We start from the raw sequence: 15,741 nt of genomic DNA on the forward strand, positions 1-15,741 counted from the left end.
ATCATATTTACATAGCACTTATAATCAAGTAAAGGAGAACATAAAATGGCGGTTAATTTGAAAGGAAGAAGTTTTTTGACGCTGATGGATTTTACCCCTGAGGAGATCAGGTATATGCTGGATCTGGCCAGAGATCTTAAAGCAAAGAAGAGAGCCGGCATCAGGACGGAAGCTCTCAGAGGAAAAAACATCGTGCTTCTGTTCGAGAAGACGTCCACCAGGACAAGATGCTCATTCGAGGTGGCATGCCACGATGAAGGCGGGCATGTGACGTTCCTGGACGCGAAGAGTTCACAGATGGGGAAGAAGGAGAGTCTGGAGGATACGGCCAAAGTACTGGGAAGGTTTTTCGACGGGATAGAGTACAGGGGCTACGAGCAGTCGGTAGTGGAAGATCTGGCCAAGTATTCCGGAGTACCTGTCTGGAACGGACTCACCGACGTGGATCATCCAACTCAGATACTGGCGGATATGCTGACTATAGAAGAGCACATCGCCAAGCCTCTCAGCAAGGTAAAGGTGATCTTCTGCGGTGATATAAGGAACAATATGAGCTATGCCTGGATGTATGGCTGTGCCAAGATGGGGATGCACTACGTGGCTTACGGGCCTGATGTGCTGGCTCAGCAACTGGATCAGGATATAATGAAGAAGGTGAGGACGGTAGCTGACGAGACGGGAGCCGTCATCGAAGTGTCTTCTGATCCGGCATGCCTCAAAGGAGCGGACGTGATATACACCGACATATGGGCTTCGATGGGAGAAGAAGATCAGATAGAGGAAAGGGTGAAGCTTCTGTCGCCTTACAAGGTGACCATGGAAATGCTGGAAAAGACAGAAAATCCGGACGTTATTTTCCTCCACTGCCTGCCGTCCTTCCATGATTTTGAAACGGATATGGCCAGGGAGCAGAAGGAAAAGGGCCTTGATATAAGGGAAGTCACCGATGAAGTATTCAGGAGCAGGCATTCCAAGGTGTTCGACGAAGCGGAGAACAGGATGCATACAATCAAGGCCGTTATCGTGGCGACGATGGGATGACGATGAGGCGATGACTATATGACTCGGAGGGATTTATGAAAAAAGGGGTAAACAACTATTCGGAAATAGGCAGGCTGAATAAAGTCCTGCTCCATCGCATAGGCGATGAGATAGAAGGACTGGTGCCAGACAATTTCGAGCGGCTGTTGTTTGACGATATACCGTATCTTGCGGTAGCGCAGCAGGAGCATGACAGGTTCGCTGATCTGCTGAGGGAGAATGGCGTGGAAGTCATCTATTATGTGGACGAGTCAGCGAAAGCTCTGAAGGACAGGAACGTAAGACAGATGTTCGTGAAGCGGTTCATAGACGAAAGCGACGTGCATTCCGACGCGGTCAGGGAAGCTCTGGAAGATTACCTGCTGAGGATGGAGCCGAGGAAACTGGTGGAGAAGGTCATCTCCGGCGTCAGGAAAAGCGAGCTGGATGTCAAGTCAAATTCGCTGGCCGACTACATTTCCGCCGGTTATCCTTACTATACGGATCCGATGCCTAACCTGTATTTTACCAGAGACCAGGGCGCGTGTATCGGCAGCGGTGTCAGCGTCCATCATATGAGCACCTCGGCCAGGAGGCGGGAAGCGTTGCTGCTCCAGTATATGTTCAGGTATGACGAAGATTTCGCCCCTGAGGGAACGGAGCTGTGGTACGATTACGATCAGGCTTATTCCATAGAAGGCGGAGATGTGCTGGTGCTGTCGGATGAGATCGTCGCTATAGGTCTGTCTCAGCGGACTACGGTGGCAGGGATAGAGCAGCTGGCCAGAAACATTCTGGATAATTCAACGTTCAGGAAGATACTGGTGTTCGACATACCAAAGAGAAGAGCGTTCATGCACCTGGATACGGTGTTTACCATGGTTGATTTCGACAAGTTCACCATCCATCCGGAGATAGAGGGGCCGCTGCAGATCTATGAGATAACCCTTGACAGGAGCGGGGAAACTCATTTCAGCAGCGTACAGGATCAGCTGGCCAGCATACTGAAGACAGAGCTGGGACTTCCGGCGGTAGAGCTGATAAGATGCGGCGGCGACGATCCTCAGGCAGCGCAGAGGGAGCAATGGAACGATGGTTCCAATACGCTGGCCATAGCGCCGGGAGTGGTGGTGACTTATGAAAGGAACTACGTGACCAATGAGCTGCTGGACAGGAAGGGGATAAAGGTGCTGACTATACCCAGCTCCGAGCTTTCAAGAGGCAGAGGCGGCCCAAGGTGCATGAGCTGCCCTGTAAACAGGGACGACATATAGGAGGGTCAAGGTATGAGCGCGGAGAGAATAGTAGTGGCGTTGGGCGGCAATGCTCTCCAGTCGGGAGGCGGGCCGGCGACGGCCCAGGCGCAGCTGGAAGTAGTGAGGAAGACGTGCGAGCATATCGCTGCCATAAGTGGCAGGGGGTATGAGATTGCTGTAGTTCACGGCAACGGGCCGCAGGTGGGACGGATAGTGATGGCATCGGAGGCGGCTGAAGATGTGACGCCTGCCATGCCTTTTGATGTGTGTGGAGCCATGTCTCAGGGATATATAGGTTACCACATACAGCAATGTCTCAAATATGCTCTCAACAGAAGCAACAGGAATATCCCGGTGGTGACGGTGGCTACTCAGGTCATAGTCGATGCCAACGATCCTGCTTTCCAGGATCCCGCCAAGCCGATAGGGCCATTTTATACCGAAGAGGAAGCCAGAAAGCTGGAGCGGGAGAAGGGCTACACTATGAAAGAGGACGCGGGAAGAGGGTACAGACGAGTGGTGGCATCGCCGTTGCCGCGGAGGATAGTGGAGATAGAGGCAGTCAGACAGTTATGGGATCATTCCATCGTGATAACGTGCGGCGGCGGAGGGATCCCGGTAGTGGAAAATCCCGATGGGACGCTGGAAGGAGTGGCAGCTGTCATCGATAAGGATTTCGCAGCGGAGCTTCTGGCGGAAGAGGTGAAGGCCGATATGCTGATGATCCTGACTGAAGTAGAGAAGGTGGCCGTCAACTTCAATGAGCCTGACCAGCGGGATCTGTCCTCCATGACATTGGCGGAAGCGGCAAAATATGTGGATGATGGTCAATTTCCGGCAGGAAGCATGCTGCCAAAGGTGGAAGCAGCCATGAAATTCGTGAGAAGATTTCCCGATAAGAAAGCTGTCATAACGTCGCTGGATAAGGCTGTAGATGCGCTGGAGGGCAAGACAGGAACGGTTATCACCTTCAACTAGTTCCCCGGCATGTCCCGGCGATGGATTTGTTAAAAAATTAATTACTTGACTTGCTGTATATTAAGCGGTATCATCTATAAAGTCGATTTTCATAGATTTGACAGACCAGAACAAATAATATAAACGGGAAGGTTTAATGTATGGAGATAGAGTTGAAATACAGGATACCGACGCCTGAAGTGGCGGACGATATTTGGAATGACAAGCTGTTTTTCAGCTACGAGGAGGACGGATCCCGAGAGGAGCTGTGCTTCATGGCTAAATATTTCGATACGTCCGACTGCGATCTGGCAAAGCATAGCATAGCCTACAGAGTCAGAAAGGAAGGGTGCCGCTGGGTGGCGGCTCTCAAGTGGAGCGGTCAGAGTGACGGCGCACTGCACACGAGGGAAGAGATCAACGTACCGGTACAGGATGACAGACCGGATCCTTCGGTGTTCCGTGAAAGCGAGATGGGAGCAGTCCTGGAGGAGATCATAGGAGACAAAGCTCTCATAGGTTTGCTGGAGACCAGGTTCATGAGGAGACGGTTCAGGATCGACACAGGAAAAGGCATATTCGAGCTTTCCATCGACCAGGGAAAGATAGTGACTCCTTACGGTGACGAGCCTATATCGGAGGTGGAGATAGAGCTGTTTTCCGGTGAGTCAGAAGAGCTGGAATGCCTGGGGAGAAAGCTTTGCGGCCAGTACCATCTTGAGAAGGAATCCAGAAGCAAATATTCGAGAGGCATAAGGATAATAAAGGACAACAGATGACAAGGCCGTTCAGAGATCGCGGCGAAGAAAAGGAACACGGAGCTGTTCCTTTTTTGTTGCCTTGGGTATACATTATACAGCCGGCGCTTTGATGTGAGCTCTCCAGGGTATGGACACGGTCATCTGCCGCCGGTCTTTTTCGTTATGAGCAGCAGCTCAGGAGGCTCGTTCCTCTGATTGAGCATATTGACGTATGCTGAATGGTATGTGCGAGGGTCGAGAGCGGAGGCCATTCCCAGCAGTGCTTCCTTTTCGCGTTGGCCTTCAGGGTGACCGCTGTACATTGTGATACAGAGAAGGCCATCTTTAGCCAACAGCGTCAGTGATGTTTCTGCTGCTTTGCGGGTAGATATTTCTCCGGTGGTGATATGCTTATCGCCGCCCGGCAGATAACCAAGATTGAAGATGATGACATCGACAGGCGCGGCGGTATGAGCCGATTTGCCAATATGGTCCCGCATGTTCTCGTGAGAATCTCGTATCAGCTCTATGGTGCCGTCCTTCAGTTGGGGTCCGAATCCTTCTGAGATGAGAAGGCGTCTGGTATTCTCTATGGCGTCTGACTGGATGTCGAAGGCGTAAAGCTTCGAAGGCCCCATTTTGGCCAGCCGCAGGGTATCGTGGCCATTCCCGCATGTAGCGTCTGTAAAAACCCCGCCCTTCTTCGCGTATCCTGATACCATATGGATGGCCAGCTCTGTTGTGGTCTGTATTATGTTTGACATGATGCTTTTCTCCTTGGTTGGAAGTATACAGGGATACTATAGATCAAGGAAAGAGTAAAATCAAGAGTTTTGGAGCTGCTGGGATCCGGTGGTCAACGGGAGTGGCGCGGAAGGTACTGCTCAAGCCCCAGCCGGATGAGTTCCGCTCCGCGTTCAAGGTCATGCGCGTTGAGAACGCAAGCGATACGGATCTCATCTTCACCCAGGCCGGGCGTCATATAGAAGCCCTTTGCGGGAGAGAACATCACCGTTTCGCCTCGATCCTCGAAATCGCGCAGGAGGAACATGAGAAAATCTTCGACATCGTGAACAGGAAGCTTTGCCATGATATAAAACGAACCGTTCGGCTTGGAACATACGATTCCGGGTATCCGGCTCAGTTCTCTGTATCCCGCGTCACGCCGTTTTTCGTATTCCTGACGCATTGTATCGAAGTAGGAAGCAGGCAGCCTGTATAGGGCGGCCGAGCCTGCCTGTTCCAGAGTAGGGCAGGAAAGCCTTCCCTGGGCGAGTTTCATGGCGCAGTTCATGAATCCCGGGTTTTTGCTTATGAGAGCGCCTATCCTTGCGCCGCAGGCTGAGAAGCGCTTCGATACGGAGTCGGTTATTATCAGCCTGTCCTGTATCCTTTCCAGAGATCCGAAGGAGATGGCTTCGCTGCCGTCGTACGTGAATTCTCTGTAAACTTCATCGGCAAGCAACCACAGATCGTGTTTTATCGCGATGTCGCCGATAAGCTCCATATCGGCGAGCGAGAGCGTTTTGCCTGTAGGATTGCCGGGATTAGTGCAAACGATAGCTCTTGTCATTTCGTTTATAGCGGATTCGATGAGGCTGACATCGGCGTAGGAATAACCTGTTTCGGCAGTCGTCGTTATGGGAGAGATCTCGCCGCCTGCCGCAGCTATGAATGTGCGGTAGTTGGTATAGAAAGGCTCGGCTATGACAACGTTATCTCCCGTATCCAGTATACACGAAAAGGCCATACTCAAGGCTTCGGAGCCGCCGGCCGTGATGATGATGTCGTCCCGCGTGAGGCTGACGTCATATCTTCGGAAATAATCTATCATGGCATCCTGGAGAAGTGTGTCGCCGCCTGATTCGGAATAGGCGATGATATCGCTGCTGCAGGATCTGATGGCTTCCATAAAGCAGCCGGGCGTTTTCACGTCCGGCTGTCCTATGTTGAGCCTGTATACTTTTACGCCTCTGCGTTCAGCTTCCAGGGCGTATCTGTTGAATTTCCTTATGGGAGAATGTTCGATTTCAGATATTTTTTTTGATATATACATGGCTTTCTCCTTACCGTTTAAACGGTCGCGTTTTCGTCAGACTTCAGGGCTTTTTCGGTCGATGCTAAGTTTTTCTTCAGCTGTACCTGAGGTTCCTTCGGAATCGCAAATTTAGGTATGAACCTGTCCAGACCTGTAAGGGTCAGTATCAGCAGGGAGCCTATGGATATCCAGGCGAAGAAGTTGAGGGTGATCAGATCTACCGCGGTAAAGGACGCGAGTGGATAGACGGCAGCGCAAAGTCCTACGTAATACACGTTGCACACGTGCCATGGTATCAGTTCGCCTGTCAGTACGCCGATGGCGTCGCCGTACATGGCGTTCCTGCACCTGAGATCGTACATGTCTTCTTCGCTTCCTTCCACGTTTTCGTCGACGATGTCCCTTATGATAGGTCCCATCGTGGCCATCTGGGCCTGGTCATCCGACAGCAGCATGTTGCCGATGATGCATAGGATGGAGTTCCAGAACATCAGGTGGCGCACTTTTTTGGATGCTCTCAGGCAGAAGAGAGCCAGCGGACGGAATGCGTCCATTTCTCTCATAACGCCTCCGAAGGCGATCACCCACATGACGAATATCACGATCCAGCTTCCGGCATCGGCGAAGGAGTCGTAAAGCTGCTGCATGAAGTCACCGAAGGATGTCAGCGTGCCTATGAAGGCGCCCATGATGGCTGCGCTGACTATGCCGACTGCGAGGCATACGAAAGTAGATACGCGGAGCACCGCCAGGATGACGATGAGCGCTACAGGTATCATCATCCACAGAGGGATATTGCCGGCTTCCACCTGATGAAGCAGGTCTATGGCGTCAGGACGTTCGACCTCCAAAGCTGCCCAGGCGTTCTCAGGTATGTTCTGTATGGCATGAGCAGCACTGGATGAGGTTGTCGGAAGATCCATTACAAGTCCTGCCACGAAGAAGCATATGGATGCCAGGGCGACGCAGCTCAGCGACCATACAAGCTGTTTCCTGAATCTGTCTACAGCCTGTACTCCCTGGATACCGCATGTCATGATGGTGGTGTCGGATATCAGGGCAACGTTGTCACCGAAGCCTGCTCCGCCGGCGCAGGCACACATGGTAAGGACCGGATCGCCGCCCACGATATGGCTCATCCAAATGAAAATAGGGATGGTGGCTGCATATGTTCCCCAGGAGGTACCTGTACCGAGAGACAAAAGACAGCTGACGAGGAAGGCGATGAGGGCAACATTCTGGCCGTTGATACCCAGCTTGAGAGCGGCCATGATGACGGCGGCTCCGACTCCCGTAGTCATGAAGAAGGCAGCGACGCCGTATGCCATCATGAATATGAAGAATATCATTATTGCATCTTTTACGCTGCCGAGCCCTCCTTCGATAACGTCCATGACCTTGCGTTTCGTTACGATCCAGCATACGAATACTGCGTAGCAAAAGGCAAGAGGCGCAGCCATCAGCATATCGAATCCCGACATGACAAGGCCGCAGAGGACGAAAATAGGTGAGATTTTGAAAATCATGATCAGTGCTTTCATTTTCATTTCTCCTCTCTTTTAAAAACACCTTGCTTTTTAATTTCTATATTTACATATCTGCTTCCGGTGAGATACATAAGTGACGGATAGCTCAGGTCGAATTCCAGTATATCTCCGACGAGGATATCCTGACGGCAGTCTTCGATATCGAGAATGCAGTGGTCGCTGCTGCTTCCGATGACCTCGACTCCGTCGATCCGGGGGAATATCTTGTCGTTCAGCGCGAAATCCAGCTTTCCCATGGCCAGTATGGCGCGTTTTCGTATGCCCCGGTCTTCGTATTCCGGCTTGCGGCCGAAGCAGTCTATGAAAATCTCGCCTACCGGATGGGACGGCTTTTCTCTGACCTCGACTACCTCCGCCTTCAGCGTGAATACATCCTGTCTCATACCGCTCATGTCCAGGCCCCATATCTCCTTGAGATCATAGGCCAGCAGGATTCCCTCGCCGATCCTCAGGTGATTGATCCGCGGCGGCATCGCGCCCTCCAGGACGAGCGGGTAGGAGCTGGTAGCTCCGCCGGAAATGATCTCAAGCTTTCGTCCGATGGCGGACTCCACGGCCTCGGCAATACTGACCAGTTCGTTCATTTTCTCTACATTTGGCTTTATGGAGCCGTAGCAGCCGAGATTCGTTCCCACACCTCGAAGATCGATGTTATCAAGCGAGTTTTCGATACAGAGAGCTGCTTCGACCAGTTCGCTCTTGTCCCAGAAGCCTTCGCGAAGGTCTCCGAGATCAGCCATCAGTATCACATCGTGATGCGTACCGAATTTTCCGCAGGCGTCGTTTACAGCTCTTATGACCGAAAGCTCGCTCTGAAGACTGATATCGGCGTAGGCTGCCACCTCTTCAGCCTCGGAGAGCATCGGTATCCTGACGAGAAGATATTCCACATCGTCCATACCTCGGCTTTTCATATCGATGATCTGATCCATTCTCGATGTGCCCAGCTGAGTGCAGCCTGCCCGCAGCATGGTTTCGCCGACTTCAGGTATCCCGTTGCAGCCTTTGACGATACCGGCGACGGTTATTCCGTCTTTGCGGCATGCGTCCGTCACCAGCTTCGTATTGTCGTAGAGCTTATTGAGATCGACTGTAACGGAAGGATAACATGTTTTGCGTATATCGTTGATATTTGTATTCATCGTCTACTCCTCAAATGAATCGTATTCGCCGGCAGCGATGGAAACTACTGTACTCAGGACTCTGTCGATATCGCCTTCGGTGCAGTATGGAGCCAGACCCAGTCTGATGACTCCGCCGCTTTCGGAAAGGCCTATGGCCTTGATGGCTTTTATAGCATAGAAATCTCCGTTCCAGGAGTTGATGGCTTTGGAGCCGAACACCTTTGTCACGAATTCGGGACTGTAGTTATCCATGGTGAATACCACGGTAGGGGTCCGCGGCTGTCCTTCTGCCGGACCGTATACGTTGACACCCTCGATCCTGCGCAGACCTTTTCGCAGCTTCTCGGCCAGCGGAGCCTCATAGGCGTCGATGGCCAGCATGCCGGCAACGACGTTTCGTCGGCGCCCCTCAAGTCCCTCCAGCTCGTCAGCAAAATCGGATACGTATTTCTCACCGATGGAGGCGATGAAGTCGATGGCGGCGCGGATCCCGCAGAGATGCTCGTACTGCGGAGTACCCATGTGGAATTTTCTGGCGCCCTCGCTGATGTCATCGGCTCCCGCGTTGTTGAAGTCCAGGCTGTCGATGAGTTCTTTTCTCAGATAGATGACGCCCATGTGAGGACCGAACCACTTGTATGAAGAACAGAGAAGGGCATCGGTGCCGATAGCTTTTACATCTATAGGCAGATGAGCTGCGTAGTGGACCGCATCGATAACTGTCAGTGCGCCGTATTTGTGGGCTTCATCGATGAATTTCTTGACATCGGTAATAGTGCCGAGGCCATTGGACGCCCAGTTGACAGCAACAACCTTTGTCTTGTCCGACAGCTTTGATTTGAAGTCTTCGAAGTCCAGCTGCTGAGTCTTCGTATCGAGCTTGACGGTCTTTACGACGCAACCCATCCTCTGGAGAGATTCCCACGGAGCGATATTGCATTGATGGTCGATCTCCGTGATGATAAGCTCGTCTCCCGGTTTGAATGTCTTTGAAAGGTTGATGGCCAGATTGTAGCAGTTCTGGGTAGAAGCGCAGTTGAAGCCTATTTCTTCGGGATCGCATCCGAGAAAATCGGCGGCAGCTTCTCTGGCTGCATCCTCGACCTGCCTTGCCTTATAGCTGGCCGTGAAGTTCCCGTCTTCGTTGGCGTTATCGTTTACCAGGTAGCCTGTTATGGCATCCAGCACCTGCTGAGGGACTTGTGTTCCTCCCGGGCCGTCCAGATAGGCGATGGGAGTTCCGTCTATTTCAATGCTACATGCAGGGAACTGCTTTCGCACCGCTTCAACATCAAATTTAAAACTCATTGTGATACCTCCTTGCTGTTAAAACAGATATGCATATAAATAATGATTTATGGATATTATAGAAAATTATCAAAATATTGCAATTATTTAAAGTACCAAAATGGAGGATACAAATTTGGATAAAATACAAATCCTGTTTGCCATTTGATGAAAAAAGGGGTAGAAATAGTGTATAATGATTAACAGGCAGATAACAGATGATAACGGATTTAGAGGAGGCCGGATATGCTCACTGTTTCAGATCTGATGTTGTCTCCGCTTTTCGCCACGGTAAGGCTGGTGGCCGGGAAAAGCGGTCTCAGCAACAATGTTCTGTATATCGGATTTTTGGACTGGGAAAGCGCGGAACAGATACCGCAGTATTTCAATGCGGGCGAGATCGTCATCACGACGCTGATGGGAGCGAAAGATGACAGCAGAAAAGCTGACAAGTATCTTAAAGCGCTGATAATGAATAACAGCTCCGCGATAATGATAAAGGAGATATATTACAGCGAAATATCAGACGAAATAAAGGTGTTCGCTGAGGAACGGCACGTCCCGATTTTTTTCTTCAGTGAGGTTTACGTCGATGAGATAATTCATGAAGTCAAGAAGCAGCTGGAGATCGACAGCGAGGAGGCCGGTTATGAAAGCATATTGGACGGGATCTTCAACGAGACAGATATGACGGCCGACGAGTTCCGTTTCTCCATCACTCAAATTAATCCGTATTTTTACGATAACGCTTTTATGGCTGTATACATATCCGACAATGAACCGATCCGCTCGGACAGCATCAGCCGGCTTTACGAATACATACATAATAACAGGAACCTTCTGGAAAACATAAAGCGTGAGGAACTCAATATCGTATATTCACGTCTTATGTATAAGAGGGGGATCCTGTTCATAATATCTTTTGATACCGAGGGAGAAGACCGGGTAAAAGAATATGGGATGGCGCTGATAGATCGTATGCTGGCTGATGACAGCTTCAGAGGGATGCGGATAGGCGCAGGATACAGTTGCCGAAGTGAAGAGGCTCCGTTCGTCATAAGAAGGTCGATATTGGCTAATGTGAAATGTATCTTAGACGGAGAAGCATTTGTGTTCTTCGACAGTCACGAATGTGACTATGCCGTGTTTTCATCAATGGATGAGAGGAGCGTCAGAGAATGGAGCCGGGTGACTGAGGCGGCGTTGCTGCGGCCGGCAGCCAAGCATATGCCGCTCCTGGAGACGGCACTGGCCTTCGCGGAATGGGGCGGTAACGTGGAAAGGACGGCGGAGGTCCTGTGTCAGCATAAGAATACGGTAAGGTACAGGGTGGAAAGGATCAGAGAGATCTTTGGCGCCGGCAACAATATGGAGCTGTATGGCAGACTATACATGTTCGTGAAGATCTATAAGGCGTGGCCTTATTTAAAAATGTTTTTCAGAAGTCCTGTTTCGTAGTGGCGCGGACGGGAAAAGGCCCGGAGCCGCAGTGTTTTAGGGAGGACGGTCATGATCAGAGGAGTTGACAGGGAAGTGGTGAAGGCGGAAGCAAAGAAATATGCTATCGTTTGCGTAAGCGCGTTTCTTTTCGCGGTCAGCGTGAATATGTTCATAGTACCTCTGGGGCTTTACAGCTCCGGAGTGCTGGGGATATCCCAGGTGACAAGAAGCGTGCTCATATCGCTCTTTGGAAGCTCGCTGCCGCACCATATAGATATAGCGGGAATGATAAATTTCATCGTGAATATACCTCTTTTCATCATGGCATTCAGGACCATATCGAAGAATTTTTTCTTCAAGACCCTGCTTTCGGTGGCGGCTCAGACAGTGTTCATGACGTTGATATATATCCCCGCAAAGCCGATATTGGACGATGTGCTGGCTAATTGTCTCATAGGCGGCCTTCTGGGCGGGGTGTCCATGGGTATGACGCTCAGAGCTTCGGGCTGTGGAGGGGGACTCGACATACTTGGAGTGTATTTTACAAAGAAATTTGAAAACTTTTCAGTCGGCAAATTGAGTCTCATGGTAAATGCGGGACTTTATTTCATATGCGCCATACTCTTCGATATCCCTACGGCCATATATTCCATCATCTATACAGCCTGTCTTACGCTGGCTATAGACAGGACTCACGCTCAGAACATAAATGTGACGTGTCTGATTTTTTCCAAGAAGCACAATCTGCGCATACAGGATGAGATAATGGAAAAGCTGCACCGGGGAATAACCCACTGGCACGGATACGGGGGATATACGGACGAGGCTACCGACGTCATGGCGGTGGTGGTGAGCAAGTACGAGATAAACCGGGTGAAACAGATAGTCAGAAAAAACGATCCGAACGCTTTCGTCATCTTCTTCCAGGGGACTCATGTGAGCGGACATTTCGTGAAAAGGCTGTGACGCGGCGGAAAAAGTCATTTATACCCAATGTTTAGAGAGTAATATACTTTACTTTTATAGGCAAAGGAGGTATAATAATATGAACTATGTGTTTATAATCGAGGAGGATATATATTCATGAAATCAACATTAATCTCAAAAGAAAACAACGATGCGAAGTTCACAATGGAGTTTACGCCGGAGGAATTCGAAAACGCGATAATAAATGTTTACAAAGCACAGAAGGACAGGTTCAGCGTAGATGGTTTCAGGAAGGGCAAGGCGCCTAGGAGCATCATAGAGAAGAAGTACGGAGAAGGAGTGTTCTTCGAGGACGCCATCAACAATCTTTTCTCTGCAAATTATCCGTCGGCTCTCGATGAACTGGAGCTCAACGTGATAGACAGCCCTAGGGCGGAATTCAGCCAGATAAAGAAGGGCGAAGGCTTTACGGTGACCATAACCGTGGAATGCTATCCTGAGATCGAGGTAAAGGATTACAAGGGAGTGGAGATCGAAGCGGTAAGCTCTGAAGTGACCGACGAGGACGTGGAAAACGAGCTGAAGGCCAGAGCCAGGAGAAATTCCAGGATGGTGACAGTGGACAGACCGGCGAAAGAAGGCGATACAGTCCTCATCGATTACGAGGGTTGGGTAGGCGACCAGCAGTTCGAAGGCGGTACGGCTGAAAGACAGCCTCTTAAGCTGGGATCAGGCACTTTTATCCCGGGATTCGAGGAGCAGCTGATAGGCGTAAGCACAGGCGAGGATAAGGACGTGAAGGTAACGTTCCCTGAGGATTATCATGCCGAGGATCTGGCAGGCAAGGAAGCCGTGTTCAAGTGCAAGGTACATGAAGTTAAGGAGGAAGAGGTCCCTGAGATCAACGACGAGTTCGTGAAAGATGTCAGCGAGTTCGACACCCTCGACGAGTATAAGGCGGACATAAGGAAAGAACTGGAAAAGTCCAAGGCGTCCAGAGCAGAGAACGCCATGAAGAACAAAGTCATCGAGAAGGTTTTCGAAGCTAACGACATAGACGTCCCTGACGTGATGGTGGAAAGCGAGATCGACAATATGATCTCCGAATTCGACCAGCAGCTGCGTTCCCAGGGTCTGGATCTGAACACTTATATGCAGTATCTCGGGAAAGACCCTAAGGAGATGCGAGACGAACTGAAGGATGAGGCGTTCAAGAAGACCAAGACCAGGATGATCGTCAGCGCCGTGGCGGAGCAGGAGGATTTCCAGGTGACGGAAGAAGAGGTCAATGCAGAGCTGGAGAGAATGGCTAAGCAGTACGGTCTTGAGGTCGATAAGCTGAGGGAGATTATAGGAGAAGCTAACCTCAGCATGATCGAAGGCGACATCAAAGTGAGAAAGGCTGTCGACATGATGTACGACAGCGCTGTGAAGAAATAGACTTGAAACAAGGAGGTCCGGATTATGGCATTAGTACCATATGTTATTGAGCAGACGAGCAGGGGAGAGCGATCCTACGATATATATTCCAGGCTTTTGAAAGACAGGATAATCTTTCTGGGAGAGGCGATAGATGATCACATCGCCAGTCTGGTGGTGGCTCAGCTGCTGTTTCTGGAAGCGGAAGATCCGGATAAGGATATAAACATATATATCAACAGTCCCGGCGGTTCTGTGACCGCCGGAATGGCTATATACGACACTATGCAGTATGTCAAGCCCCAGATTTCCACCATATGCGTGGGGATGGCGGCCAGTATGGGAGCCTTTCTGCTTTCGTCAGGCGCTAAGGGAAAGCGTTTCGCGCTGCCTAACGCCGAGATAATGATCCATCAGCCGCTGGGAGGAGTCCAGGGACAGGCTGAGGACATAAAGATACATGCGGAGTGGATCCTGAAGACAAGAGAAAAGCTCAACAGGATACTCAGTGAAAATACCGGCCAGCCTCTCGGCATCATAGCCAGGGATACCGACAGAGATAATTTCATGTCGGCAGATGAGGCGATGAGATATGGTCTCATCGATAAGGTAATAAAAGACAGATAGACAGGGGTGGATAATCAATGAGCAAATACGACGAGAACAATGAATTGAGGTGTTCTTTCTGCGGAAAGCCTCAAAGTCAGGTGAAGAGATTAATCAGCGGATCAGGGGTTTACATCTGCAACGAATGTATAGAGCTTTGCCAGGAAATACTGGCTGCGGAAGACAAGCGGTATGCAGGCGAAGGCGGTCAGCTGGCGGAAAGTCCTGAAAGGCTGCCTAAGCCGAAGGAAATATACGACATATTGTCGGAATATGTGATAGGTCAGGAGGACGCCAAAAAGGCCCTTTCAGTGGCTGTCTACAATCACTACAAGAGGATAAACTATGTAGCGGCGGCCGACGATGACGTAGAGATACAGAAGAGCAATATCATAATGGTGGGGCCTACAGGCTCGGGGAAGACGCTGCTGGCTCAGACACTGGCAAAGATACTCAATGTGCCTTTTGCTATCGCTGACGCGACAGCCCTCACGGAAGCCGGGTATGTGGGAGAAGATGTGGAAAACATACTTCTCAAGCTTATTCAGGCTGCTGATTATGATATAGATAAGGCCCAGAGAGGCATAATATATGTGGACGAGATAGATAAGATATCGAGAAAATCGGAAAATCCGTCCATCACCAGAGATGTCAGTGGAGAAGGCGTACAGCAGGCTTTACTGAAGATACTGGAGGGTACGGTGGCCAATGTTCCTCCGCAGGGCGGCAGGAAGCATCCTCATCAGGATTTTCTCCAGTTCGATACCACCAATGTGCTGTTCATCTGTGGAGGCGCTTTCGATGGCCTGGATAAGGTGATACAGAACAGGATAGGAGAGAAGACCATAGGCTTCAATTCCAATATCGAGGCGGATAAAGTAAAGCAGGCGGATCTGCTGAAGCACATACAGCCGGAGGATCTTCTCAAATATGGGCTCATTCCTGAATTCATAGGAAGGCTGCCGGTGCTGGTGACTCTCGAAGAGCTTTCCAAGGAAGCGCTGGTGGAGATAATCACGGAACCTAAGAACGCTCTCATCAAGCAGTATAACAAGCTGTTTTCCATGGACGGAGTCGAGCTGGAGGTGAGGGACGACGCGGTGGAGGCCATCGCGGAAAAGGCTCTTGAAAGAAAGACGGGAGCCAGAGGCCTGAGAGGCATCATGGAGAAGATCATGAACAATATAATGTACGAACTGCCGTCAAGAGACGATGTCAGCAAGTGCATAATAACCAGGGAGACCGTGGAAGCGGAGAAGGATCCCGAACTTGTGCTGGCCGAGCCTAAGCGCGCTAAAGCAAATAAAGCTACGGCAGAAACGGCGTAACAGATATGGGCGGCTTTTTAAGTCGCCTTTTGCATAAAAAGTAAAAGAAAGA

At 50.5% G+C, this 15,741-nt stretch carries 14 protein-coding genes; 9 read left to right on the forward strand and 5 right to left on the reverse strand.

Features of this window, described 5'->3' with window-relative positions; all coding sequences use genetic code 11:
- The first annotated feature begins 45 nt into the window (after window positions 1-45).
- The 4 genes from argF to ACQY69_RS01360 all read left to right on the forward strand — a co-directional run bounded on the left by argF (window position 46) and on the right by ACQY69_RS01360 (window position 4,012).
- Window positions 46-1,041 (forward strand): ornithine carbamoyltransferase, encoded by a 996-nt coding sequence (gene argF / locus ACQY69_RS01345; protein WP_428257975.1) that lies wholly within the window; start codon window positions 46-48, stop codon window positions 1,039-1,041.
- A gap of 35 nt (window positions 1,042-1,076) precedes the next feature.
- Window positions 1,077-2,294: an arginine deiminase gene (gene arcA / locus ACQY69_RS01350; protein WP_428257976.1), complete on the forward strand. Its 1,218-nt coding sequence runs from the start codon at window positions 1,077-1,079 to the stop codon at window positions 2,292-2,294.
- Window positions 2,295-2,306: 12 nt separating this feature from the next.
- Complete coding sequence (gene arcC, locus ACQY69_RS01355) at window positions 2,307-3,254, forward strand: carbamate kinase (protein WP_428257977.1); 948 nt, start codon at window positions 2,307-2,309, stop codon at window positions 3,252-3,254.
- A 140-nt stretch (window positions 3,255-3,394) separates the two neighbouring features.
- A complete protein-coding gene (locus ACQY69_RS01360; RefSeq protein ID WP_428257979.1) occupies window positions 3,395-4,012 on the forward strand; it encodes a CYTH domain-containing protein in 618 nt (205 codons plus the stop codon).
- Between the two features lie 119 nt (window positions 4,013-4,131).
- Here the strand turns inward: ACQY69_RS01360 and ACQY69_RS01365 are convergent, their stop codons facing one another.
- The 5 genes from ACQY69_RS01365 to ACQY69_RS01385 form a co-directional block, all read right to left on the reverse strand.
- Window positions 4,132-4,737 (reverse strand): tRNA (mnm(5)s(2)U34)-methyltransferase, encoded by a 606-nt coding sequence (locus ACQY69_RS01365; protein WP_428257980.1) that lies wholly within the window; start codon window positions 4,735-4,737, stop codon window positions 4,132-4,134.
- A gap of 92 nt (window positions 4,738-4,829) precedes the next feature.
- Window positions 4,830-6,029, reverse strand: coding sequence for a pyridoxal phosphate-dependent aminotransferase (locus ACQY69_RS01370; protein ID WP_428257982.1), 1,200 nt, complete (start codon window positions 6,027-6,029; stop codon window positions 4,830-4,832).
- Window positions 6,030-6,046: 17 nt separating this feature from the next.
- Window positions 6,047-7,552: a Na+/H+ antiporter NhaC family protein gene (locus ACQY69_RS01375; protein ID WP_428257984.1), complete on the reverse strand. Its 1,506-nt coding sequence runs from the start codon at window positions 7,550-7,552 to the stop codon at window positions 6,047-6,049.
- Between the two features lie 2 nt (window positions 7,553-7,554).
- Complete coding sequence (locus ACQY69_RS01380; protein ID WP_428257986.1) at window positions 7,555-8,700, reverse strand: alanine racemase; 1,146 nt, start codon at window positions 8,698-8,700, stop codon at window positions 7,555-7,557.
- Window positions 8,701-8,703: 3 nt separating this feature from the next.
- Window positions 8,704-9,990, reverse strand: coding sequence for a cysteine desulfurase-like protein (locus ACQY69_RS01385; protein ID WP_428257988.1), 1,287 nt, complete (start codon window positions 9,988-9,990; stop codon window positions 8,704-8,706).
- A 225-nt stretch (window positions 9,991-10,215) separates the two neighbouring features.
- On the opposite strand from ACQY69_RS01385, the gene ACQY69_RS01390 reads away from it, so the two are divergent.
- The 5 genes from ACQY69_RS01390 to clpX all read left to right on the forward strand — a co-directional run bounded on the left by ACQY69_RS01390 (window position 10,216) and on the right by clpX (window position 15,689).
- Window positions 10,216-11,427, forward strand: coding sequence for a PucR family transcriptional regulator (locus tag ACQY69_RS01390; RefSeq protein WP_428257989.1), 1,212 nt, complete (start codon window positions 10,216-10,218; stop codon window positions 11,425-11,427).
- A gap of 51 nt (window positions 11,428-11,478) precedes the next feature.
- Window positions 11,479-12,375, forward strand: a complete 897-nt coding sequence (locus tag ACQY69_RS01395) for a YitT family protein (RefSeq protein ID WP_428257991.1) — start codon at window positions 11,479-11,481, stop codon at window positions 12,373-12,375.
- A 117-nt stretch (window positions 12,376-12,492) separates the two neighbouring features.
- The gene (gene tig, locus ACQY69_RS01400; protein ID WP_428257993.1) at window positions 12,493-13,776 is read left to right on the forward strand and encodes a trigger factor; all 1,284 of its coding nucleotides are present in this window, start codon (window positions 12,493-12,495) and stop codon (window positions 13,774-13,776) included.
- Between the two features lie 24 nt (window positions 13,777-13,800).
- Entirely contained in the window at window positions 13,801-14,382 is a 582-nt protein-coding gene (gene clpP, locus ACQY69_RS01405; RefSeq protein WP_428257995.1) for an ATP-dependent Clp endopeptidase proteolytic subunit ClpP, read from the forward strand.
- Window positions 14,383-14,399: 17 nt separating this feature from the next.
- Window positions 14,400-15,689, forward strand: a complete 1,290-nt coding sequence (clpX, locus tag ACQY69_RS01410; RefSeq protein ID WP_428257996.1) for an ATP-dependent Clp protease ATP-binding subunit ClpX — start codon at window positions 14,400-14,402, stop codon at window positions 15,687-15,689.
- Window positions 15,690-15,741 lie beyond the last annotated feature (52 nt).

Source organism: Gallibacter sp. Marseille-QA0791 (genome assembly GCF_965119705.1).
In the GTDB taxonomy this organism is placed as follows: domain Bacteria; phylum Bacillota; class Clostridia; order Peptostreptococcales; family Anaerovoracaceae; genus Lentihominibacter; species Lentihominibacter excrementipullorum.